We start from the raw sequence: 21,837 nt of genomic DNA, 5'->3' as shown, positions 1-21,837 counted from the left end.
CGGTCAGCCCTACGGTCCCACCGTATTGAGGCCCTCACCCCCGCACTCCTACGTTCCTTCCCAGAACAGCCGCTTCGGAAAGGGACCGATCCGGACGGCACTCGGCGATGGACGGAGGACACGTGAAGATACGGATTCTTGGCCCGCTGCACGCCGAGACGGACGGAGTTCCGGTCGTCCCGAGTGCGGCGAAGACGCGACAGATCCTCGCGCTCCTCGCGCTCCACCCCGGCCGGCCCGTCCCGGTGGCCACCCTCAAGGAGGAACTCTGGGGCCCACTGCCGCCGTGCAGCGCGCACAGCACCCTCCAGACCTACATCCTGCGGCTGCGCCGGGCACTGGCAGCCGCCCTCGGCGGCCCGTACGGGTCAGAAGGGACGACCGAGGCGACTGAGACGGTGACCGGGACGACCGGCACCACCGGTCCGGCCCGGGCCCGGGATCTGCTGGCCACCGGTCACGACGGCTATCTCCTGCGGATCGCCGACGAGAGCGTCGACGCATTCGCCTTCCAGCGCGCCGCGCAGGCCGGACACACCGCCTTCGCCGACGGCGACAGCGCCCGTGCCGCGCGGTTGCTCCGCGAGGCCCTCGCCCTGTGGAAGGGACCGGCCCTGGTGGACGTACGGGCCGGGGCGGCGCTGCGGATCCACGCGGCGCGCCTGGAGGAGAACCGGTTGCTCGCCACCGAACGCCGGCTCGACGCCGAACTGCGCCTCGGCCTGCACGGCGAACTCCTCGCCGAACTCGTCGAACTGACCCGTCTCCACCCCGCCAACGAACGGCTGCACGCCCAGGCGATGGTGGCGTTCTACCGCACCGGCCGGCAGTCCGAGGCCCTCCAGCTCTACCGCGGTCTCAGGCGCCGGCTCGTCGAGGAGCTGGGTCTTGAGCCCGCCCCGCAACTCCAGCGGCTGCACCAGGCGATGCTCTCGGTCGATCCACGCCTGGACACCCCGGCCCACGGCGGCCGGCCGACGCCGACCTTCGACCTCTACGCGGCCTGACGCCCACCCCCGGCCCCACCCCGACCCCCACCGCACGAGACACCCGAGAGAGGCGACACAGTGACGGACCAGCACCAGGACCCGGCGCAGGCCCCGGCGCAGAACGAGGCCCAGAACCAGGTACCCACCCTCTACGAATGGATCGGCGGCACCGAGGCGCTGGAGCGGCTCACCGAGGCGTTCTACGCCCGCGTCCGCAAGGACGAGCTCCTCGCCCCGCTCTTCGCGCACATGGACGACGACCACCCCCAGCACGTCGCCACCTTCCTCGGCGAGGTACTCGGCGGGCCCACGCACTACACCGAGCAGCACGGCGGCTACCCCCACATGGTCTCCCGCCACCGGGGCCGGGCCATCAAGCCCGAGCAGCGGGCCCGCTGGGTGGAGCTGATGCTGACGGCGATGGACGAGGTCGGGCTGCCCGAGGACGCCGAGTTCCGCTCCGCCTTCGTCGGCTACATCGAGTTCGGCTCGCGCCGCGCGATGGCCAACTCCCAGCCGGACGTCGGCCCCGCCCGACGGACCACCATCAAGAAGTGGGGCTGGGGCGAGGGCGTACCCGGTGAGGAGTGATCCACCGGCCGACGGGTCCCCTCCGCGTCCCGGTATCGGCAACAAATGTTGTCCGTCTGCGGCGCCCGGTTCCAGCATGGGCGTCACTGGTGATCACCACGATCCGGCGGACCGCCGAGGCCGGCAGACCGGCGCGCACCCGCCCTGATCCGTATGCCCGAACCGTCAGAACGAGGAGTCCGCTCATGCGTTTGGCCACCCCCGGGGCTGTGCGACGCGTCCCCCCGCACCCCGTCGCCGCCCCGCGTCCCACCGCCGTACCGCACGTCACCCAGACCCCGTGGCTCGCCGTCACGCAGCCGGGAGGTGGCCACCGATGAGCGTCCGGACCGAACCGCAGGAAGCCGCCGCCCCGAAGGCCAACGGCAGGCTGCCCCTGGCCGTCTATCTGCTCGCGTTCAGCCTGTTCGCGATGGGCAGCGCCGAGTTCCTGCTCGCCGGTGTCCTCCCGGACATCGCCGACGACCTCGACATCTCCCTGTCGTCCGCCGGTGCCCTCATCTCCGCCTTCGCCATCGGCGTGGTGATCGGCGGCCCGCCGCTCGCGGTGCTGACGCTGCGCTGGCCCCGCCGTACGACCCTGGTGATCTCGCAGGCCGTGTTCGCCGCCGGGGTGGCCGTCGGTCTGCTGACCGACGACTTCACCGTGCTGCTCGTCACCCGCTTCCTGATCGGCCTGGCGTACGCCGGGTTCTGGGCCGTCGCCGCGGTCACCGCGATCTCCCTCGTCACCCCCGACCGCACCGCCAGGGCCTCCGGCGTGGTGGTCAGCGGCCTCAGCATCGCGATGGTCGCGGGCGGCCCGGCCGGCGCCTTCCTCAGCCACTTCACCGGCTGGCAGGGCGGCTTCTGGGCGGTCGTCGCGCTCACCGTGCTGAGCGCGATCGCCACGATCGTCGCCGTGCCCGCCACCAAGGCGGCACAAGAGCCCAGCGTGAAGCGTGAGTTGCAGACGATGCGGCAGCCGCAGCTGTGGGTGGTGTACGCCGCGACCCTGCTCAGCACCGCCGCGTACATGATCTCGTACAACTACCTCGCGGCCTTCCTCACGGACGTCACCGGTGTCGACTCCGTATGGGTGCCCGCAATCCTCGTCCTCTTCGGCATCGGGGCCTTCATCGGCCTCTCCATCGGCGGCCGGATCGCCGACGGACGCCCCCACCACGCCCTGCTCATCGGGGCCGGCGGGATCCTCGTCTGCTCCGTGCTGCTCGCGCTCCTCGCCGACTACGCCGTGGCCGTCGTCCCCCTGGTCCTGCTCCTGGGCGTCGCCGGCTTCGTCCTCAACCCGGCGGTCTACGGGCGGGTGTTCACCGTGGCGGCAGGCGCGCCGACGCTCGCCGGTGCCACCGCCGTCTCCATGTTCCAGCTCGGCATCAGCGTGGTCCCCGTCCTCGCGGGCGTGGCGCTCGGCGCCGGTGCCGGTCTCACCTCGATCCCGTGGCTGGGCGCGGGACTCGCCGTCCTCACCATCCCGGTCGTCCTGGTCGAGCGCACGATGGCCCGCAACCGGGCCGCCCGCGACGCCGGGCCCGCGAGCGCCACGGCGAGCGCGAACGTCACCGCGAACGCGCAGGCGGTCGCCGACAACTGATCCATCGTCATGACACATCACCGGTAGCCGCGGAGAGCTCCGCCCCCCGGGACTCTCCGCCGGCTCCCTCACAGGGAGGACCTCATGGACAACGAGCTGGGCTACGAACTCGGCACCTGGGTCGTGTCACAGATCCAGAGCCCCGACCGCCCCACGCAGTCGACCTTCTCGCTGCTCGGCAGGGAATGGGACCTGCTGCCCGAGGTGTTCCCGCCCTACACGGACCCCGGCCCGGGCCTGTTCGCCTCCTGGGTGCCGTACGAGCGGGGCGACCGCTTCCTGGAGCTGGGCTGCGGCGCCGGTGTCGCCGCCGTGCTCGCCGCGCAGCACGGGGCGGCGCGGGTGCTCGCCACCGACATCAACCCGGCCGCCGTGCAGAACGCCCGGCGCAACGCCGAGCGGCACGGAGTCGCGGACCGGTTCACCGCGCTGACCAGCGACCTCTTCGACGCCCTCGACCCCGAGGAGCAGCTCGACACGGTGTTCTGGAACACCCCGTTCATCGAGGCGCCCGCCGACCGCCCGTACGCCGGGCACATCGAGCGCGCGGTCTTCGACCCCGGGTACGGCCTGGTGAACCGGTTCTTCCGCGATGTGGTGCGCCATCTGGCCACCGACGGTCGCGTCTACCTGGGCACCAGCGAGGCCATGGGCAACCCGTTCAAGATGCTGCGCGCCGCCGACGAGGCCGGATTCGAGGGCAAACGGCTCCGCACCGAGTCCGTCGAGCTGCCCGCCGCGGAGTTCGGCGACTCGCCCGTCGTCAAGGCGCACACCGACGAACGCGGCATCGTCCACATGGACTTCACGCTCTACGAGTTCCGGCGCCGCTGACCGGCCCGCGCACCTTCCGCACATTCCGCGCACCGAGGCCTCACGCGCAGTGCGCGCACCCCACGCACCAGCAGTTCCGACGCCATCGACCCACCCACACCCATCGGGGCGACCTGACAGCGCCCCGGGAGATTGGACATTGATGAACGCCAACAGGAACGCAGACGCGGACGGTACCGGCTACGACACCGTCATCGCCGGAAACGGAGTCCTGGGACTGTCGCTCGCCTGGGTCCTGGCGCGACGCGGACAGCGCGTCGCCGTCCTCGGCCAGCCCCACCGGCCCTGGGCGGGATCGGCCGCGGCCGGTGCCATGCTCGGCTGTTTCGGCGAGGTCACCACCTCACTGCTGGCCACCGAGCACGGCCGCCACAAGCTCGAACTCGGCATCAGGGCGACCGAGTTGTGGGGACCGTGGCTGGAAGAGCTGGAGGAGCAGACGGAGGGGGCGCCGATCAGGACCGCCCAGGGCACCACCGTCGTCCTCAACACCATCGGCACCGCCGAGATCGACGACGCCAACTACAACGCCATCCGCGCCGAACTCACCCGCTACGAGGAGCCGTTCGAGGACGTGGAGCCCACCGACCTCGACTGGGTGGACGCCGAGCCCATCTCCCGCCCGCTGAAGGCCTTCCACATACCCGGCGAGCACGCGGTCAACGCCACCGCCCTCCTGGAGCGGCTCGAATCGGCCGCCGTCCGGGCCGGTGCCACCCTCGTTCCCGAGTTCGCCACCCGCGTCGAGTACCGGGGCGAGCGGGTCACCGGAGTCCTGCTCGCCTCCGGCCGCACGATCTCCGCCGACCACGTCACCCTGGCCGCCGGCGCCCGCACCCAGGAACTCCTCGACAGTCTGCCCGTCGGCCCCCGCATCCCCCGGCTGGTCAGCGGCTACGGAGTCTCCTCGCTGATCAAGACGCAGGACGGCACGAGCCCGGACAGCGTCATCCGTACGCCGAACCGCTCCTTCGCGTGCGGCCTGCACGTGGTGCCCCGCGGCGACGGCCACGTCTACGTCGGCGCCACCAACGTCATCGCCGTCGAGCCGCGCGACACCGCCGAGATGCGCGACCTGGTCTTCCTGCTCCAGTGCGCCCACCGCCAGGTCCGCCGCAACCTCTGGAACAGCGAGGTCACCAAGGTCCAGGTCGGCAACCGCCCGGTCTCCATGGACGGCTTCCCGCTGCTCGGCGACGGCGGCATGCAGGGCCTGACCATCATGACCGGCACCTACCGCGACGGACTGCACCTGTCGCCGCTGCTCGCCCAGGACTTCGCCGCCCGCATCCTCGGCGAGGAGCCGCAGGCCGACCTGGACCGGTTCGCGCCGCTGCGGCAGCCCTACCGGACCGGGACCCGCGAGGAGATCGTCGACCTCCTCATCGACCACCAGATGGGCATCGGATACGAGCAGGACTGGACGATCCCCGTCGAGTGGCACCAGTGGATCGAGATGGACCTGCGCCCGGCCACCCTCGCCTGGGCCGACGAGCTCGACCCCGAGTTCACCCCGCCGGCCGAGCTGCTCTTCGCCTCCCGCTTCGACCCCGAGCTGGTCAGCCTGCTGCGCAAGTACTACGCGACCTGCCGCGAATACAGCTGACCGACCGGCACCCCGGGCGCGGCACCACCGCGACCAGACCCTCCTCCAGAAAGGACACCCCATGGCTGTCGAGAACATCGACCCGCCCGGACTGACCAAGCCCTACGGCTGGCGGCAGCTGGCGGTCGGCACCGGAAGCCGCGTCATCTTCCTGAGCGGCCAGACCCCGCGTACCGCCGACGGCGAACCGGTCGGCATGGGCGACCTGGCGGCGCAGACCGAGCAGGTCTACCTCAACATCGCCACCGGTCTCGCCGCGGCCGGCGCCGACTTCGACGACGTGGTGAAGCTGACCATCTACGCGGTGGACTGGTCGCTCGACAAATGGGAGGCGATCACGGCGGGCGCCGAGCGCGCGGCCGCCAAGCTCGGTGCCGACGTCGTCCGGCCGACCACCCTGGTCGGGGTCGCCACCCTCGCCGAGCCCGACTTCCTGATCGAGATCGAGGCCACGGCGATCGCGGAGTAGCCGCCCGCGCGGCCCTCCCCGCACTTCGCACGACGCGCGCACAACGCACCTCGCACGACGCACGACGCACAGCAGGGCCCCGCCGGATCGGCGGGGCCCTGCTGTGTGTGTCAGCGGTCAGGACGAAGGCCGCCGCTTGGCCAGGAGGTCCTCGATCACCGTGGCCACGGTCTCCGGCGCGGGCAGGGCCGGGTGGCGGCTGACCGTTCCCGTGGTCGGATCGAACCCGTCGTGCCACTCCGGCTCGTTGACGAGACCGCCGTCCTCGCGGATCCGCGCGATGTTCCGCTGCACGGCCGCCTTGTGCCACATCCTGGCGCCCATCACCGGGAAGTGGACCACCGGGTAGTCCACCGACAGCGCGACCGTGAGCAGCCGGTTCGGTGCGGCGCCGGCGGCCGCCGAGGCGAGGGTGTGGGCGGTGGCCGGCAGCACCGCGAGGATGTCGTGGTCGGCGGCGAGCCGGGAGGGCTTGTCGGTCGGCCAGTCCGCCGGGGATTCCCCGCTCACCACCCTTTCGGCGAAGAGCGCGACGCTCTCCGGGGAAATGAACGAGGTCGCCGTGTGGGTCAGCAGAACGGTGAACGTGCTGCCCTCGATCTGCCGCCGCATCGCCTCGACGTACGCCGGAAGTCCGGTCACCGCGATGGATCCGGTGGCACCGATGAGTATGCGTTTCCCGGTCGACTCCGGGGAGTTTCGAATTCCCATGAGCCGATGATGTCGCCGCCGTCCCACCGCAGGTCAAGGGGCCCGACAGGGCACTCCAGAGCGGGTCCAGGGCCGGTCCAGCGGCGGTCCAGCGGCCCCGAAATCCTTCGGTCGTCCCTACGGTCCCACCGTATTGAGACCGTTTACCCCCACTGCCTAACGTCGCTTCTCGCAAGGGAATTCGAAAGCCCGGCAGGGCAGCCGAAGACCCGGGCACGGCATCCGAAAGCCCGGCAGGGCATCCGAGGAAAAGGGACGGACGACGATGGAGGATCTCTTCGCAAGGCTGCGCGGCGGTGCCGGTCACCCCCGCCTGGACGAGGACCGGCTCCTCGAGCTCAAGCCGCGGCCGGAGCACCGGCACGAACCCTTCCCGCTGACCGACATCCAGCAGGCGTATCTGATCGGCCGCCACAAGGGGCTCGAACTGGGCGGCATCTCCAGCCAGTACTACCTGGAGTTCGACTGTCCCGCCCTCGACCCCGACCGGCTCACCGAGGCCCTGCGCACCGTGATCGCCCGCCACGAGGCCCTGCGCACGGTGGCGGGGACCGACCAGACCCAGCGCGTCGTCCCCGTGGCCGAGGTGGACCCGTACGACATCCGTGTCACGGACCTGCGCGGCCGGCCCGAGTCCGAGCGGACGGCGGTGCTGGAGCGCGTACGCGCCGAACTCACCGCGCACGTCATGCCGTTGGACCGGACGTCGCTCCTGGATGTCCGGGCCACCCGGCTCGACGACGACCGGCTGCGCCTCCATGTCGCCGTGGACCTGCTGTTCCTCGACATGCGCGGGCTGTACCGGCTCATGGACGAGTGGCGCCGATGTTACGACGACCCGGCGTGGCGGCCCGAGCCGCCGGAGCTCTCGTTCCGCGACTACGTCCTCGCGCGGGAGGAGCTGCGCGGGGACGCCCTGGGCCGGGATTCCGCCGCCTACTGGGCGGACCGCCTGGACACCCTGCCGGGCGCGCCCGAACTGCCCCTGGCCGCCGCGCCGGAGCAGCTCGGCACCCCCCGCTTCGTACGGCACCGGGCGCGGCTCGCCCCCGAACGCTGGGCGGCGCTGCGGGCGGCGGCCGAGCGGCACGGCCTGACCGCGTCCGGCGTGCTGCTCGCCGCCTACGCGGAGGTCCTTCGCACCTGGTCGCGGCGGCAGGAGTTCACCCTCACCGTCACCCAGTTCCACCGGCTCGGCCTGCACCCGCGGGTCGAGGACGTCATCGGGAACTTCCTCGACCCGAGCCTGCTCGCCGTCGGCGGCCACCCCGAGGAGAGCTTCGTCCGGCGGGCCCGTGACCTGGAGCAGCGCCTCCTGGAGGACCTGGCGCACCCGCACGGCGGCATCCGGGTGCTGCGCGACCTGGCCCGACGCCGGGACGACGGCCGGGCGTCGCTGCCCGTGGTCTTCTCCAGCACCCTCGGGGCCGGGACCGGCGCGCCCGGCGCCGGCCGCCTGGAGTCCTTCGGGCCCCTGGTCCACGACCACAGCCGCACGCCGCAGGTGTGGCTGGAGAACCAGATCCTGGAGCTCGGCGGCCGGCTCTCGGTCAACTGGAACGCCGTCGAGGGCCTGTTCCCCGCCGGCACCCTGGAGGCCATGTTCGCGGCGTACACGACGCTGCTCGACCGCCTCGTCGACGAGCCGGCGCTCTGGGACGCCACCCGAGGCATCGTGCCGCTGCCGGCCGTGGAGGCCGAGGAGCGCGCCCTGGCCAACGCCACCACCCAGGACATCCCGGCCGCGCTCCTGCACGAACTGGTCGCCGAGGCGGCCCTGCGCAGCCCCGACGCGCCCGCGGTGATCACTCCCGGCACGGAGACCACGTACCGGCAGCTGACCGAGTCCGCCCACCGGATCGCCCACCGGCTGCTCCGCACCCCCGGCACGGCCCCGAACGAGATCGTCGCCGTGTCGATGCGGCCCGGCGCCGCCCAGTACGCCGCGCTGCTCGGCGTCCTGCACACCGGCGCCGCGTACGTGGCCATCGACCCCGAACTGCCCGAGGAGCGGCGCCTGAAGCTGCTCGCCCGCTGCTCGGTTCGGGCGGTGGTGACCGACCCCGAACTGCGGGCGTCGCTTCCCTGGCCGGACGGCGTGACCGTACTGACCCCCGAGGACGCGGAGACCCTGGCCTGCCCGGAGTGGTCGCCGGGGCGCCGTCAGGGACCCGACGACCTCGCCTACGTCATCTTCACCTCGGGCTCCACCGGTGAGCCCAAGGGCGTGATGATCACCCATCGCAGCGCCGCCAACACCGTCCAGGACATCAACCGCCGCTTCGGCGTCGGCCCGGACGACCGCACCATGGCGCTCGCCCCGGCGGGCTTCGACCTGTCCGTGTACGACCTCTTCGGTGTGCTCGGCGCCGGTGGCACCGTCGTCGTCCCCGATCCCGCGCGCGGCAACGACCTCGCCCACTGGTCCCAGCTCGTCGGGCGCTACGGGGTGACCATCTGGAACAGCGTGCCCGCGCCCATGCGGATGTGGATCGACGCCCTGGGCGACGGCGCGGTGCCGCGCGGCTGCCGGCTCCGCCTCGCCCTGCTCAGCGGCGACTGGATACCCGTCGACCTGCCGGCCCGGATCCGCGAGAAGCTCCCGGCGATGCGGGTGATCAGCCTGGGCGGCGCCACCGAGGGCTCCATCTGGTCGATCCACCACCCCGTCGAGAACGTCCGGCCGGAGTGGTCGAGCATCCCGTACGGCAAGCCGCTCGCCAACCAGACCATGCACGTCCTCAACCAGTGGCAGGAGCCGTCGCCCGTCGGGGTCACCGGCGAGATCCACATCGGCGGCACCGGCGTGGCCCAGGGCTACCTCGGCGACCCCGAGCGCACCGCCGAACGCTTCCCGGTCCACCCGGTCACCGGGGAGCGGATCTACCGGACCGGCGACCTCGGCCGCTATCTGCCCGGCGGCGACATCGAGATCCTCGGCCGCGAGGACTTCCAGGTGAAGATCAACGGCTATCGCGTCGAACTCGGCGAGATCGAGGCCGCGCTGCTGCGCCGGCCCGACGTGCGCACCGCCCTCGTCACCGCGCCCGCCCACGCCCGTACCGGACAGCGGCAGATCGCCGCGTACGTGGTGCCCGAGGCGGGCGCCGCGCCGGACCCGGCCGAGCTGCGCGAGGCGCTCGCCGCCGCACTGCCCGGCTACATGGTGCCCAGCCGCTTCCTCACCCTGGAGACGCTGCCGCTGACCACCAACGGGAAGATCGACCACAAGGCGCTGCCCACGCCGTGGAACGACGACGCCGAGACCGCCGGCAGCCGGGTCGCCCCGCGCAGCCGGGTCGAGGAGCGGCTCTTCGCGCTCTGGTCCCAGCAGCTCGGCCACGGCGACTTCGGTGTCGAGGAGGGCTTCTTCGACATCGGCGGCGACTCGCTGCACGCGGTCGGCCTGCTCACGGTGCTGCGCGCGGAGTTCGGCATCGAGGCGGACATGGAGCAGGAGATGGTCGAGGGCCTCTTCATGAACGCGTCGATCTCGTCCTTCGCCGAACTGATCGCCCCGGCTGCGGAGTCGGAGGGGGCCAAGGCCCTTGAGGAACCCGACGGATCCAAAGGGTCCGACGGCTCCAACGGTTCCGAGTCCAAGGGGTCCGCGGCATGACCACCACGCCCACCCCGACCCAGGACTCCGCCGTGGCCGAGTGGGACCACGTCGTCGTCGGCGGCGGCTCCGCCGGCGCGCTCGTCGCCGCACGGCTGGCCGCCCGCGACTCCGGCACCGTGCTGCTCCTGGAGGCCGGCCCCGACCAGCCGGTCCCCCGCGACCGTGCCCACCCGCTGGCCGACGCCGGCCGGCTCGTCCTCGCCGGGTTCAACTGGGACTACCGGGCCAACCTCCGCAGCAGCGGCCGTCTGGAGGACCTGCTCAAGGGCGGTGACGGCACCGGGACCCCGGCCCGCGCCCTCTGGGAACGCTTCCCCTACCAGCTCGGCAAGGTCGTCGGCGGCGGCTCCGCCGTCAACGGTGCCATCGCGCTGCGCGGGCTGCCCCGCGACTTCGCCGCCTGGGCGGCACAGGGCAACCCCGACTGGTCCTGGGAGAAGGTGCTGCCCTTCTACCGGGCCATCGAGAACGACGCCGACTACCCCGACCGCCCACCGCACGGCGACGACGGACCGCTCCCGATCCGACGGACCCCACGCGAGCGGGTCCACCCCCTGGACGCCGCCTTCTGGGAGGAGTGCACTCGGCAGGGCGTCACCGACCTCCTCGACCTCAACTCCGGGGAGGAGGCCGGAATCGGCCCGATCCCCGGCAACACGGTCGACGGCGAGCGCATCGACGCCGCCACCGCCTTCCTCTCCGACGCCCGCGACCTGCCCCGGCTCCACGTCCGTCCCGGCGTACGGGTCACCCGGGTGCTGTTCGACCCGAAGGACCGGAGCCGTGCCGTCGGCGTGGAGACCGAACGGGACGGGCGGCTCGACACCGTCCGGGCCCGGCACGTGATCCTCGCCGCCGGGGCCGTCGGCACCCCCGTGATCCTCCAGCGCTCCGGCGTCGGCGACGCGGCCCTGCTCGGGGCCCTCGGCATCGACCCGGTCGCCGACCTGCCCGGCGTGGGCCGCGACCTGGTGGACCACCCGTCCGTCGTCATCTGGTCCCGGCCGGCCGACGGCGTGTGTACGCCGGGCCTGCCCTGGCGCCAGGTGGCGGCCCGCATGAGCAGCGGCTTCGACGACGACGTCGACGTCCAGATGGGGCTCCTCAACAACGTGGAGAGCCACACCATCCCCGGTTTCGTCGACCGGCTCGGCTGGCCCCTGGTCGTCGGGATGTCCGTGATGCTGCTGCGCCCCCGTTCCCGCGGCCGGGTCTTCCTCGACAGCGCCGACCCGCTCGCCTCGCCGGTCATCGAACTCGGCCTCGGGACCGACCCCGAGGACATCGAGCGGCTCTGCCACGGCGTCCGCAGGGCATGGGGATTCCTGCGCTCCCCGGGCCTGTCCGCCCGGCTGACGCGTACTCAGTTCTGGAGCGACCGGATGGTCGCCAACGACGGCGTGCTGCGCAGCGGGGTCCGGCACATCATGAACCCCGGTTGGCACGCGGCCGGTTCGTGCCGGATGGGCCCGGACTCCGACCCGTACGCCGTCGCCGACCAGGAGGGCCGGGTGCACGGCACCGCGAACCTGCGGATAGCCGACGCCTCGCTCTTCCCCGTCATCCCCAGCGCCCCCACCAATCTGACCACCCTGATGCTGGCCGAGAAGCTGGCCCGGAGCATGAAGGAATGACCGTGCACCCTGTCACGAGCCCTCCGGTGCGGCTCTACTGTTTCCCGCACGCCGGGGCGACCTCGCAGGTCTACCGCGGCTGGCAGACCCTCGGCGAGCCTCAGCTGCGGATCCGGGGCGTGGACGCGCCCGGTCGCGGCGCGCGGCGCCAGGAGCGCAAGGCGGTCAACTACCACGGTCTGGTACGGGCCATGGCCGAGCAGGTGGCGGCCGATCTGCTCGCCGAGCGCGAGCGGTCCCCCGGTGTGCGCTGGGCGACGTTCGGGCACAGCTTCGGCGCCACGATGAGCCTCGCGGTGGCCGAGCACGTCGCTCGGCAGACCGGCCTTGCGCCGGTGCGATCCGTGCTCTCGGGCGCGGTGCCGCCGGCGCTCCAACGGCCGGGGGCGCTGCTCGCCGCCGTCCCCGACGACGAGCTCCTCGCCCGTACCGCGGCCGACGGCGGGACTCCGCCCGCGGTGCTCGCCGAACCGACGATGAGCAGGATCCTCCTGCGGATGCTCCGCGAGGACGACTGCGTACGGGCGGAGTTCGCCCGGGAGGCGGCGGGCCTGCGGGTGGACTTCCCGCTCACCCTGATCGCCGCGCGCGAGGACGTGCACGCCCCGCCGGAGCGGGTGTGGCCGTGGTCGGCGCACAGCTCCGCCGCGGTCCACCGGGTGGAGATCGAGGGCGGCCACTTCGCCGCGGTCCAGCACCCCAAGGAGACGCTGACGATCATCGGCGACGACACCGACCCCGGGAAGGGCTGAGCCATGGCGCGGAGCACAGGCGGCCCGCGGTCGCGATACGGGCCGGAGCACGAGCAGTTCCGGGAGACCTGCAGGGAGTTCCTGAACCGTGAGGTCGTCCCGCACCACGCCCGCTGGGAGCGGGAGGGCATCGTCGACCGCTCGGTGTGGCGGGCGGCGGGCCGGGCCGGACTCCTCGGCATCGGCGTCGACCCGGCGTACGGCGGAGGCGGCGAGCCGGACTACCGCTATCCGGCGGTGTTCCAGCGGGAGATCATGTGGGCCCGGGCCACCGCGCCCGGCTTCGTGGCGCACAACGACGTCATCGCCACCTACCTCGCCGAACGGACCACCGAGGACCAGCGCAAACGCTGGCTGCCCGGACTGTGCTCGGGCGAACTGATCGCGGCCATCGCGATGAGCGAGCCGGACGCCGGCTCCAACGTCGCCGACATCCGTACGACCGCGGTACGGGACGGGGACGCGTACGTCCTCAACGGGCAGAAGACCTTCATCACCAACGGCGAGAACGCCGACGTCGTCGTGGTCGCCGCGAAGACCGCCCCCGACCGCGGCGCCCAGGGCATCAGCCTGCTGGTGGTGGAGCGCGGCGCGCCCGGCCTGACCCGCGGCCGGCGCATGGAGAAGCTCGGCTGGCACGCGAGCGACACCTGCGAGCTGTTCTTCGACGACTGCCGGGTGCCGGCCGATAACCTGATCGGCAAGGAGAACGCCGGCCTCGCCTACATGATGGCCGGACTGCCCCGGGAGCGGCTCAGCATCGCGACCGTGGCGGTGGGAGCGGCGGAACGGATGCTCGCCGACACGCTGGAGTACGCGAAGACCCGCGAGGCCTTCGGCCGACCGATCGGCACCTTCCAGCACAACCGCTTCCAACTGGCCACGATGGACACGGAACTGACGATCGCCCAGGTCTTCCTCGACCACTGCGTCGCCGAACTCGACGCGGGCCGCCTGTCGGTGACGGACGCCGCGAAGGTGAAGTGGTGGACGACCGAGCTCCAGGTGGACATCGCCAACCGCTGCCTCCAGATCCACGGCGGTTTCGGCTACCTCAAGGAGAGCGCGATCTCCCGCGAGTGGGCCAACAGCCGGGTGCAGACCATCTACGGCGGGACGACGGAGGTGATGAAGGAACTGATCGGCCGCTCGCTGGGCCTCTGACGCAAGGCCGCCGACACGAGACCCGCCCCGCTCGCCGCGCGCCCCACCCCCCGACGCGCGACGGGCGGGGCGCTCGCGTCTCGCGTCTCGCGTCTCGCTTCTCGCGTCTCGCGTCTCGCGTCTCGCGTGGAGACCGCATGGGGCACCCGCATGGGTCACCCGAGTGGGGCGCCGGACGGGCGTCCGAAAACAGCACCTCTCTTTGCAAATTCCGGAACAAGTGCATGTAATGACGGCGTGGAGCAGCCCTCGTCCATCGCCCAGGCCCTGTCCGCCGTCGGTCCCCGACTGAAGCGGTTGCGTACCGCCCGCGGTGTCACCCTCGCCGCCCTGTCGGAGGTCACCGGAATCTCCAAGAGCACCCTCTCGCGCCTGGAGGCCGGCCAGCGCCGCCCCAGCCTGGAACTGCTGCTGCCCATCGCCCAGGCCCACCAGGTCCCGATCGACGAACTGGTCGGCGCCCCCGACGTGGGCGACCCGAGGGTCCGGCTCAAGCCGCACGCGGTGAACGGCAACACGGTGCTGCCGCTGACCCGGCAGCCGGGCCCGCTGCAGAGCTACAAGATGGTCCTCCCGGCGAGCCGCGACACCCCGGAGCTGTGCACCCACGAGGGATACGAGTGGCTGTACGTGCTCTCCGGACGGCTCCGGCTCGTGCTGGCCGACCACGACATCGTCCTGGACCCGGGCGAGGTGGCCGAGTTCGACACCCGGCTGCCGCACTGGTTCGGCAGCACGGGACAGGGCTCGGTCGAGGTACTCAGCCTCTTCGGACGCCAGGGCGAGCGCATGCACATCCGCGCCAGGCCGACAGGCCGAACGCCCGCCTCCGGCGACTGAGCCGGAGACGGGCGAGGAGGGGGAGGCGGGCGAGGAGGGGCGGGGGACGAACGCCGGAAGGCCGGAGAATCAGGCCGCGGGAACGGACGCTTCGGCCCCCGGGGAACGGCCCTCGGCGGCCTCGGCGGAGTCCCGATGAGCCAGGAGATCCCGCTGGATCTCCTCGTCCACCAGGTCGTGGTTGAGCGCGAACGCGGCCGCGGCTCCCATGCCGGCCGCGGTGACGGCCTGGGCGCGCGAGTCCACCACGTTGCCGACGGCCCAGAGGCCGGGGCGACTGGTGCGCCCGGCGCGGTCGGTGACCAGCCAGCCCTGCTCGTCGCGCTCGCAGCCGAGCCCGTCGAAGGCGGAGTCGTTCGGGCTCATCTTCGGGAAGAGGAAGACACCGGCACAGTCGACGGTGCGCCCGTCGGTGAGCTCGACGGCGTGCAGCCGCCCGTCCTTGCTGAGCAGAGTGGCCACGGACCCCTCGACCACCTGGACCCCGCGGGCGTCCATGCGCTCACGCTCGTCGTCACCGAGCGGCCGGTCGTGGGAGACGTACACGACGTCGTGCGACCACTGCCGCAGCAACAGCGCCTGCCCGGCGGAGGCCGGATGGACCCCGAGCACGACGATCCGCTGGTCGCGCACCTCGTAACCGTGGCAGTAGGGGCAGAAGTGCACGTCCCCACCCCACAGCGCCCGCACTCCGGGGATCTCGGGCAGCTGGTCGCGCAGCCCGGTGGCGAGCACGACGTGCCGCGCGTCGAGCGAAGCACCACCGTCGAGCCGCACGACGAAGCCCCCCTCGTCCCGCGCCTCGACCTGGTCGACACGCCCCTGGACCCGAACGGCCCCGTAGCGCGCGATCTCGGCCCGCCCGGTCTCGAGCACGGTCAGCGGCGACACTCCGTCACGGGAGAGGAAGCTGTGCATATGAGCCGAAGGAGCGTTACGGGGCTCCCCGGCGTCGACGACGGCGACACTGCGCCGCGCCCGCGCGAGCACGAGCGCGGCATTGAGCCCACCCGCCCCGCCGCCTATGACGATCACGTCGTACGAGGTTCGGACACTGTCTTCCTTGTGGGCGCCGGTCATGGCGATCACCTCCGCCGTCAGGGTGCGGCCCACCCGAAACCAGAACAATCTTTGTTGCCGTTTCCGGGACACCGGCCTTCACCGGCCTCTGATCCAGAACCGGGGGACCGGCCGCCGAGGGGACGGATCCGGTCCGGTCTGGAGGCGGCCGTCGCTTTGCGGGCCGCCGGTCGTTGGTCGACAGTGTCATTGACTGATGCACCGGCGCCGAAAGGGGCAGCAGTTGCTGATCGAGGCAATCGGAGCCGTGCTGCCGGCGGCGCTCGCGGTGGGACTGAGCCCGTTCCCGGTGGTGGGCGTCGTGCTGCTCCTGGCCGGACGACACGGCCGCCGCAACGGGCCGCTGTTCGCGGCCGGCTGGGTCGCCGGGCTCTCGGTCGTGGCCGTACTGGTGGCGGTGGTGTTCAGGGGGGCCGACGACCCCGAGAGCACGTCGTCGGCGGTCGCCGACTGGCTGCGGGTGGTCGCCGGGGCGGCCCTCATCGTGCTGGGGGTCCGCAAGTGGTCGCTGCGGCCGCGAGCCGGTGACGAGGTCGACGAACCGGGCTGGATGGCATCGCTCGGCGAGGCGACGGCCGGGCGATCCCTGACGCTGGGCGTCCTGCTGTCCGGCGCCAACCCGAAGAACTTCGTGCTGACGGCCTCGGCCGTCACGGAGATCGTCGAAACCGACGTGCACGGCGCGGATTTCGCCGTCGCCGTGGCCGTCTACGTGATCCTCGGCTCCTGCACCGTCGTCGGCGCGGTCGTCGCCCACCTCGTCGGCGGGCAGGCCGCCAGGTCGTTCCTGGACGACGTGCGCCGGTTCATGGTCGCCAACAGCACCGTGATCATGGTCGTCGTCCTCGTCCTCCTGGGCGCGAGCATCCTCGGTGACGGGCTCACGGGCCTCGGGCGATGACCACCCCCGGCCGCTTCACCGGTGGCGAGGCCACCGGATCGGCCGGCTGGATCAGCCTGCTCGGAGGATCACGCCGAGGACGCCGCCACGGCCGGGCTGTCCGTGAGCCTGAAGGCCAGACAGACGACCAGGGTGTCGTTCTCGACCGGGGTTCCCTCACCGCTCCAGAAACGCCGGTGGACGGCGCGCCATGCGTCGAGATCGGCGTCACCCTCGCCTTCGGCCGCGGCGTGCTCCCAGGTGACCTGGTCGAAGGCCGTCACCTCGACGCCGGTGATCTCCAGAGCCGCGACGGCAAGGCCCTCGTTGTCCAGCAGCGCCAGCCGCTCACCGACGTGCTCCAGGCTCTCGTTCTCCTCGGAGTACTCGTCGAGGAGTCCGGTCGTGGCGCGCTTGGCCCCCGCCAGGACGAGAGCGTTCAACTCGTCCCTCATGGCACCCGGAGCCCCCAGCTCCATGGCCCGCATGCCGTCGACCCGTGGCCACATCGTTCCCGCACCTCACTCGAACCTCGAACGTCGACAGAACCTCGGCGATCGGCCGCCGGGGCTTCTTCTGCTGGTACGGAGGGTAGTGGGGACGGGCGCGCCGGGCACCGGCGAAGGATGACGAGCCAGGGCGTCGAGCGGGGGCGAACGGAACACCTCAGCCGTGGTCCGCGCTGCGCGTGTCACGGGGCCTGTCGGTTCGTGTGAGGGGCCCGGGGTGTCGAAGGGGCGTCACGAACCGGCTCGCCCCGCCCGCCCGGCGCCGGGGACCGCGATGGCTGCGAGGGCGAGGCCGCCGTGGGTGAGCCAGCGGCCGTCCAGGCGGGCCGGGCGGCCGCCGCCGCTGCTGCTGCTGCTGCTGCCGGGCAGGGCGTGGGGGGCCAGGATGCGGGCGCTGAAGGTGGATTCGGCGAGGTCGACGGTGATGTCGGCGTCCTCGAAGTCGAGGGCCTGCCCGGTGAAGGGGAACCACGCCTTGAAGACGGCTTCCTTCATGCAGAACAGCAGCCGGTCCCAGTGGGTGCCCGGGTCCGCCGCCGCGAGGAGCCGCAGGTGACTCCGTTCCGTCGCCAGCGAGGTCGCGTCGAGGATCCCCTCGGGCAGCGGCGCGTGGGGTTCCGCGTCGATGCCGATCATCGCGTACTCCGTGGCTCTGCCCAGAACCGCGCCCCGGTACCCGGTGCAGTGCGTGAGGCTCCCGACGACCTCTTCCGGCCAGCGGGGTGCGCCGCCCTCGCCGGGCAGTACGGGGACGGGGGGCAGGCCCAGGTCCGCGAGGGCCCTGCGGGCACACATCCGCACGGTGGTGAACTCGCGTCTCCTGGAGTCCACCGCGTTCCGGACGACCGCCTCCTCCTCCGGGTGGAGAGTGGCGTCGGCCGGGTCGTCGAAGGCCTCCGCGTACGTGAGGCCGGCCGGGAGGATCCGCTCGATCACGGCGCGCTCCTCGGCACGAGAACCGGGCGCGGCACGTTCCTGGGGTGGCCGGGCCGCTTCCACTCCCTGGGGTAGCCGACCGACACCTCCTCGAACCGCACGCCGTCGTACCAGGTGGTCCGGGGAATGTGGAGGTGACCGTAGACGGCCACGGCGGTGTTGAACCGGCGATGCCAGTCCGCCGTGCGTTCCGTCCCGCACCACTGGGCGAACTCCTGGTACCGCAGGATCCTCGTGGGCTCCCTGAGCAGGGGCCAGTGGTTGACCAGGACGAGCGGGACGTCGGGGTCGCACTCGGCGAGGCGCCGCTCGGTGTAGGTGACCCGTGCCGCGCACCAGTCCTCACGGGCGGCGTACGGGTCGGGGTGCAGGAAGAACTCGTCGGTGCACACCACCCCCGCCTCGTAGGCCTGGGCGAGCGACGCCTCCTTGTCCGCGGCCGTGGGGGTGCGGAAGGTGTAGTCGTACAGCAGGAACAGGGGCGCGACGCGGACCGGGCCGCCGTCCCCCTCCCACAGGGCGTACGGGTCCTCGGGGGTGAGCACGCCCAGGCCGCGGCAGACGTCCACCAGGTACTGGTACCGCTCGACGCCCCGCAACTGGACCGGGTCCTTCTCCGGGGTCCACAGCTCGTGGTTGCCCGGGCTCCAGATCACTCGGGCGAACCTCTCGCTGAGCGTCCGCAGGGCCCAGGTGATCTGCTCGGTCAGCTCCCCCACGTCACCGGCCACGATCAGCCAGTCGCCGTCCGAGGACGGCCGGAGCCCTTCGACGATCTGCCGGTTCTCCGCGTGGGCGACGTGCAGGTCGCTGATGGCGAGGAGCTGCGGCCGGCGCTCGCTCACTGTCCCGTCCCCTCGGGCGCGACCGCCTCGCCGGCTTCGACGGGTTCGTCGGCCTTGACGGCCTCGACGGCCTCGACGGCGTCGTCGAGCCGGAAGAAGGTCCGGTAGAGGTCGAGTTGGTGGTCGAGCATGGGTGCTCCGTACAGGACCGGGTGGCCGAGGGCCGCGGCCGCCCGCAGCAGCCCGGTCTCCCTCGGCTTCATGATCACGTCGGCCACCACGCACCGCGGCGGGAGGTCCCTCGGGTCGAACGGCAGCGGATCGTCGGCGCGCATGCCGAGCGGGGTCGCGTTGACCACCAGGTCAGCGTCCGTGAACACGGGCGTACGGGTCCCCTCCGCCCGGCCCGGCCAGTACACGTCGAGCCGCGCGACGAGCGCGTCCAGCCTGCCGGTGTCCGGGTCGTACAAGGACACCCGCGCCACGCCCGCCGACAGCAGAGCCGCCGCGATCGCGCTCCCGGCCCCGCCGGATCCGACGACCGTGACGCGCATCCCCTCGGGGCGGTGCCCTGCCTCGGTCAGTCCGGTCACGAACCCGATGCCGTCGAAGTTCTCACCGGTCCAACGACCGTCCGGTTCGCGCCGCAGCGCGTTGACGGCGCCGGAGGCCGCGGCGGCCGGGCTGACCTCGTCCGCGAGACCCAGGGCCGCCGCCTTGTGCGGAATGGTCACGAGTATCCCGTCGAGATTGTCCGTCTTCCGCAGCCCCTGGAAGACCTCGGCGAAGGCGTCCGGACGGACATGGACCGGAAACAACACCGAATTCAAGCCAAGAGCGGCGAACAGCGGATTAAGGAGCGACGGCGCCCGCACTTGGGCGACCGGGTCACCGACCACGGCATAGAGCCGGGTCGCCCCCGAAATCGACAGAGCCCGAGAAGAGTTGTTCTCCATGGATTAACCCTTTCCCACCGGGGTCCCGCGGTCCAGCGCGGAGACCCGCCAAGTCACAACCGTCAACATGGGGGATGCCAGGCCACCTCGAAGGGATGGCTCCGCTCCCTTCCCTGGGAGACCATGGAAGTGTTTCCGCCCATCCACGAATGAAAAGCGAAGATGACCTACCTGCTGCACATCGATTCCTCCGCCGTCCCCCACCGATCGGTCTCCCGTGACGTCGCGGCCACCTTCCTGTCCGCGTGGCAGAAGGAGAACCCCGAACTCGCCGTCGTCCACCGCGACCTCACGGCGGACCCCCTGCCGCACCTGACCCCCGACGCGGTCACGGGCCGCTTCACCGGTGCCGAGGACCGCACCGAGGCGCAGGCGACCGCCATAGCCCTCCAGGACACCCTCATCGAGGAGTTCCACGGGGCGGGTGCCTACCTGTTCACCGTCCCGATGTACAACAACTCGGTCCCGTCCGCCTTCAAGGCCTGGATCGACCAGGTCTTCGTCGTCGGCCGGGTCCTCTTCGGCTCCCCCGAGCAGGTGCCGACGCGCGGCCGCCGCGCCGTGGTCATCGCGAGCCGCGGCGGCGGTTACGGCCCCGGCAGCCCCCGCGAGGGCATGGACCACGTGACGCCCTACCTGAAGACCATCCTCGGCGGTTCCCTCGGCCTGAACGTGGACTTCGTCGTCCCCGAACTGACCATGGCCCCCAACAACCCCGCCATGGCCGCGCTCCGCCCCCTGGCCGAGGCGTCCCTCGCCCGCGCCCATGAGGAAGCCGAGAAGTACGCACGGCAGTTCTGAGTCCGACGGGCCGACGGACCGCCAGGCCGAGGCGGTAACCGGCCGACCGGTCGGGCAGCGGCTCCCCGCTGCCCGACCGGTGCGGGCGCGCCTCAGGAAGCGTCGGAGCGGCTCGCGACGATCACGGTGGCGTCCAGCTCGTCGTCCGTGGCCACCCGCGCGAGCAGACCCGCACCGGTGACCGCGGCCACGGCCTCGTCGGCCTGCCGCTCACTCGTCTCGAACAGCAGGACACCGCCCGGAGCCAGCCACTCGGCCGCCTCCGCGGCGACGCGCCGCAGGACCTCGAGGCCGTCCACACCACCGTCGAGAGCCACCCGAGCCTCGTAGTCCCGGGCTTCGGCCGGCAGCAACTCGATCTCCACGGTGGGCACGTACGGGACGTTGGACAGCAGAACGTCCACGCGGCCCTTCAGCCCGTCGGGCAGCGGCTCGAAGAGGTCACCCTCGTAGACCTCTCCCCCGGCCGGAACGACGTTGCGCCGGGCGCAGCGGACGGCGGCGGGGTCGACGTCCGCCGCGTACAGCTCGGCCTCGTCCAGCGCGGCGGCGAGCGCCACGCCCAGCGCCCCGGAGCCACAGCACAGGTCGACCACGACCGCCCGCGCCGGAGCGAGCCGCGCGGCCTCCTGGACGAGCGCCTCGGTACGCCGACGGGGCACGAAGACCTCGGCGTCCACCTCGATGCGCAGACCGCAGAATTCCGCGTAACCGACGACGTGTTCGAGGGGCAGACCGACGACCCGGCGCTCGACCATTTCTTCGAGCTCGGCGGCATTACCGGCCGCAGACATGATCATCTGCGCCTCGTCCTCCGCGAACACGCAACCCGCGGTGCGCAGTCGGGAGACGATGGCGGATTCGGAGTGGTCCAGCGAGGAAATCGACACGAAAAGCCTTTCGAACTGCAGTGGGTGACGTACGCCGTGCCCGGACGGCGTGTGCAAATACCTCAACGTTATCCGACGGGTTCATCTCGCCCTTCACTCAGCCCAGTTGCGCTGACGACGGCGAGGATCTGGTCCATGGCGACGGTCGAACCGGGTGTGACGTCGAGTTCGGTGACGGTGCCGGCGTGCGGGGC

General features: G+C 72.1%; 20 protein-coding genes. 13 read left to right on the top strand and 7 right to left on the bottom strand.

Features of this window, described 5'->3' with window-relative positions:
• The first annotated feature begins 122 nt into the window (after positions 1-122).
• From E0F75_RS25385 to E0F75_RS25360, 6 genes are all read left to right on the top strand, one after another.
• Positions 123-1,007, top strand: coding sequence for an AfsR/SARP family transcriptional regulator (locus tag E0F75_RS25385; protein WP_229312855.1), 885 nt, complete (start codon positions 123-125; stop codon positions 1,005-1,007).
• Between the two features lie 60 nt (positions 1,008-1,067).
• Positions 1,068-1,580 carry a group II truncated hemoglobin gene (locus E0F75_RS25380; protein ID WP_229312854.1) on the top strand — a complete coding sequence of 171 codons (513 nt, stop codon included), beginning with the start codon at positions 1,068-1,070 and terminating at the stop codon, positions 1,578-1,580.
• A 316-nt stretch (positions 1,581-1,896) separates the two neighbouring features.
• Positions 1,897-3,174 carry a Cmx/CmrA family chloramphenicol efflux MFS transporter gene (locus E0F75_RS25375; RefSeq protein WP_229312853.1) on the top strand — a complete coding sequence of 426 codons (1,278 nt, stop codon included), beginning with the start codon at positions 1,897-1,899 and terminating at the stop codon, positions 3,172-3,174.
• An 84-nt stretch (positions 3,175-3,258) separates the two neighbouring features.
• Positions 3,259-4,008, top strand: coding sequence for a methyltransferase (locus E0F75_RS25370; protein ID WP_229312852.1), 750 nt, complete (start codon positions 3,259-3,261; stop codon positions 4,006-4,008).
• A gap of 142 nt (positions 4,009-4,150) precedes the next feature.
• Positions 4,151-5,614 (top strand): FAD-binding oxidoreductase, encoded by a 1,464-nt coding sequence (locus E0F75_RS25365; protein ID WP_229312851.1) that lies wholly within the window; start codon positions 4,151-4,153, stop codon positions 5,612-5,614.
• A gap of 61 nt (positions 5,615-5,675) precedes the next feature.
• The gene (locus tag E0F75_RS25360; RefSeq protein ID WP_229312850.1) at positions 5,676-6,083 is read left to right on the top strand and encodes a RidA family protein; all 408 of its coding nucleotides are present in this window, start codon (positions 5,676-5,678) and stop codon (positions 6,081-6,083) included.
• Between the two features lie 117 nt (positions 6,084-6,200).
• Here the strand turns inward: E0F75_RS25360 and E0F75_RS25355 are convergent, their stop codons facing one another.
• Positions 6,201-6,794: a flavoprotein gene (locus E0F75_RS25355; RefSeq protein ID WP_229312849.1), complete on the bottom strand. Its 594-nt coding sequence runs from the start codon at positions 6,792-6,794 to the stop codon at positions 6,201-6,203.
• A 265-nt stretch (positions 6,795-7,059) separates the two neighbouring features.
• Here E0F75_RS25355 and E0F75_RS25350 point away from each other — a divergent pair, with 265 nt between their 5' ends.
• From E0F75_RS25350 to E0F75_RS25330, 5 genes are all read left to right on the top strand, one after another.
• Positions 7,060-10,413 carry an amino acid adenylation domain-containing protein gene (locus E0F75_RS25350; protein ID WP_308189603.1) on the top strand — a complete coding sequence of 1,118 codons (3,354 nt, stop codon included), beginning with the start codon at positions 7,060-7,062 and terminating at the stop codon, positions 10,411-10,413.
• A complete protein-coding gene (locus E0F75_RS25345; protein ID WP_229312848.1) occupies positions 10,410-12,050 on the top strand; it encodes a GMC family oxidoreductase in 1,641 nt (546 codons plus the stop codon). Before E0F75_RS25350 ends, E0F75_RS25345 begins: the two co-directional genes overlap by 4 nt.
• Entirely contained in the window at positions 12,047-12,802 is a 756-nt protein-coding gene (locus tag E0F75_RS25340; RefSeq protein WP_229312847.1) for a thioesterase II family protein, read from the top strand. Before E0F75_RS25345 ends, E0F75_RS25340 begins: the two co-directional genes overlap by 4 nt.
• A 3-nt stretch (positions 12,803-12,805) precedes the next feature.
• On the top strand, positions 12,806-13,966 hold the full coding sequence (locus tag E0F75_RS25335) for an acyl-CoA dehydrogenase family protein (RefSeq protein WP_229312846.1): 1,161 nt from the start codon (positions 12,806-12,808) through the stop codon (positions 13,964-13,966).
• A 237-nt stretch (positions 13,967-14,203) separates the two neighbouring features.
• A complete protein-coding gene (locus tag E0F75_RS25330; protein WP_055603314.1) occupies positions 14,204-14,806 on the top strand; it encodes a helix-turn-helix domain-containing protein in 603 nt (200 codons plus the stop codon).
• Between the two features lie 69 nt (positions 14,807-14,875).
• Here E0F75_RS25330 and E0F75_RS25325 read toward each other — a convergent pair whose 3' ends face one another.
• On the bottom strand, positions 14,876-15,886 hold the full coding sequence (locus E0F75_RS25325) for an NAD(P)/FAD-dependent oxidoreductase (RefSeq protein ID WP_229312845.1): 1,011 nt from the start codon (positions 15,884-15,886) through the stop codon (positions 14,876-14,878).
• 223 nt (positions 15,887-16,109) lie between these two features.
• On the opposite strand from E0F75_RS25325, the gene E0F75_RS25320 reads away from it, so the two are divergent.
• Positions 16,110-16,787 carry a GAP family protein gene (locus E0F75_RS25320; RefSeq protein ID WP_229312844.1) on the top strand — a complete coding sequence of 226 codons (678 nt, stop codon included), beginning with the start codon at positions 16,110-16,112 and terminating at the stop codon, positions 16,785-16,787.
• 68 nt (positions 16,788-16,855) lie between these two features.
• Here E0F75_RS25320 and E0F75_RS25315 read toward each other — a convergent pair whose 3' ends face one another.
• The 4 genes from E0F75_RS25315 to E0F75_RS25300 form a co-directional block, all read right to left on the bottom strand.
• Positions 16,856-17,275, bottom strand: a complete 420-nt coding sequence (locus E0F75_RS25315; RefSeq protein WP_229312843.1) for an ASCH domain-containing protein — start codon at positions 17,273-17,275, stop codon at positions 16,856-16,858.
• A 231-nt stretch (positions 17,276-17,506) separates the two neighbouring features.
• The gene (locus E0F75_RS25310) at positions 17,507-18,211 is read right to left on the bottom strand and encodes a 4'-phosphopantetheinyl transferase superfamily protein (protein WP_229312842.1); all 705 of its coding nucleotides are present in this window, start codon (positions 18,209-18,211) and stop codon (positions 17,507-17,509) included.
• The gene (locus E0F75_RS25305; RefSeq protein WP_229312841.1) at positions 18,208-19,056 is read right to left on the bottom strand and encodes a metallophosphoesterase; all 849 of its coding nucleotides are present in this window, start codon (positions 19,054-19,056) and stop codon (positions 18,208-18,210) included. The genes E0F75_RS25310 and E0F75_RS25305 overlap by 4 nt, the downstream gene beginning before the upstream one ends.
• Complete coding sequence (locus E0F75_RS25300) at positions 19,053-19,952, bottom strand: shikimate dehydrogenase (RefSeq protein ID WP_229312840.1); 900 nt, start codon at positions 19,950-19,952, stop codon at positions 19,053-19,055. The genes E0F75_RS25305 and E0F75_RS25300 overlap by 4 nt, the downstream gene beginning before the upstream one ends.
• Positions 19,953-20,114: 162 nt before the next feature.
• Between E0F75_RS25300 and E0F75_RS25295 the strand changes: the two genes are divergently transcribed.
• Positions 20,115-20,753 (top strand): FMN-dependent NADH-azoreductase, encoded by a 639-nt coding sequence (locus E0F75_RS25295; protein WP_229312839.1) that lies wholly within the window; start codon positions 20,115-20,117, stop codon positions 20,751-20,753.
• Between the two features lie 92 nt (positions 20,754-20,845).
• Here E0F75_RS25295 and E0F75_RS25290 read toward each other — a convergent pair whose 3' ends face one another.
• Positions 20,846-21,643 (bottom strand): putative protein N(5)-glutamine methyltransferase, encoded by a 798-nt coding sequence (locus tag E0F75_RS25290; protein ID WP_229312838.1) that lies wholly within the window; start codon positions 21,641-21,643, stop codon positions 20,846-20,848.
• Positions 21,644-21,837 lie beyond the last annotated feature (194 nt).

The organism is Streptomyces sp. CB02980, assembly GCF_014451325.2.
In the GTDB taxonomy this organism is placed as follows: Bacteria; Actinomycetota; Actinomycetes; order Streptomycetales; family Streptomycetaceae; genus Streptomyces.
This window is presented reverse-complemented; position numbering and strand designations above follow the sequence as displayed.

Coding starts and splice junctions, on each gene's coding strand:
- E0F75_RS25375 (WP_229312853.1), top strand. CDS start 1,897: ATGAGCGTCCGGACCGAACCGCAGGAAGCCGCCGCCCCGAAGGCCAAC.
- E0F75_RS25370 (WP_229312852.1), top strand. CDS start 3,259: ATGGACAACGAGCTGGGCTACGAACTCGGCACCTGGGTCGTGTCACAG.
- E0F75_RS25365 (WP_229312851.1), top strand. CDS start 4,151: ATGAACGCCAACAGGAACGCAGACGCGGACGGTACCGGCTACGACACC.
- E0F75_RS25360 (WP_229312850.1), top strand. CDS start 5,676: ATGGCTGTCGAGAACATCGACCCGCCCGGACTGACCAAGCCCTACGGC.
- E0F75_RS25355 (WP_229312849.1), bottom strand. CDS start 6,794: ATGGGAATTCGAAACTCCCCGGAGTCGACCGGGAAACGCATACTCATC.
- E0F75_RS25350 (WP_308189603.1), top strand. CDS start 7,060: ATGGAGGATCTCTTCGCAAGGCTGCGCGGCGGTGCCGGTCACCCCCGC.
- E0F75_RS25345 (WP_229312848.1), top strand. CDS start 10,410: ATGACCACCACGCCCACCCCGACCCAGGACTCCGCCGTGGCCGAGTGG.
- E0F75_RS25340 (WP_229312847.1), top strand. CDS start 12,047: ATGACCGTGCACCCTGTCACGAGCCCTCCGGTGCGGCTCTACTGTTTC.
- E0F75_RS25335 (WP_229312846.1), top strand. CDS start 12,806: ATGGCGCGGAGCACAGGCGGCCCGCGGTCGCGATACGGGCCGGAGCAC.
- E0F75_RS25325 (WP_229312845.1), bottom strand. CDS start 15,886: ATGACCGGCGCCCACAAGGAAGACAGTGTCCGAACCTCGTACGACGTG.
- E0F75_RS25315 (WP_229312843.1), bottom strand. CDS start 17,275: ATGTGGCCACGGGTCGACGGCATGCGGGCCATGGAGCTGGGGGCTCCG.
- E0F75_RS25300 (WP_229312840.1), bottom strand. CDS start 19,952: ATGGAGAACAACTCTTCTCGGGCTCTGTCGATTTCGGGGGCGACCCGG.
- E0F75_RS25295 (WP_229312839.1), top strand. CDS start 20,115: ATGACCTACCTGCTGCACATCGATTCCTCCGCCGTCCCCCACCGATCG.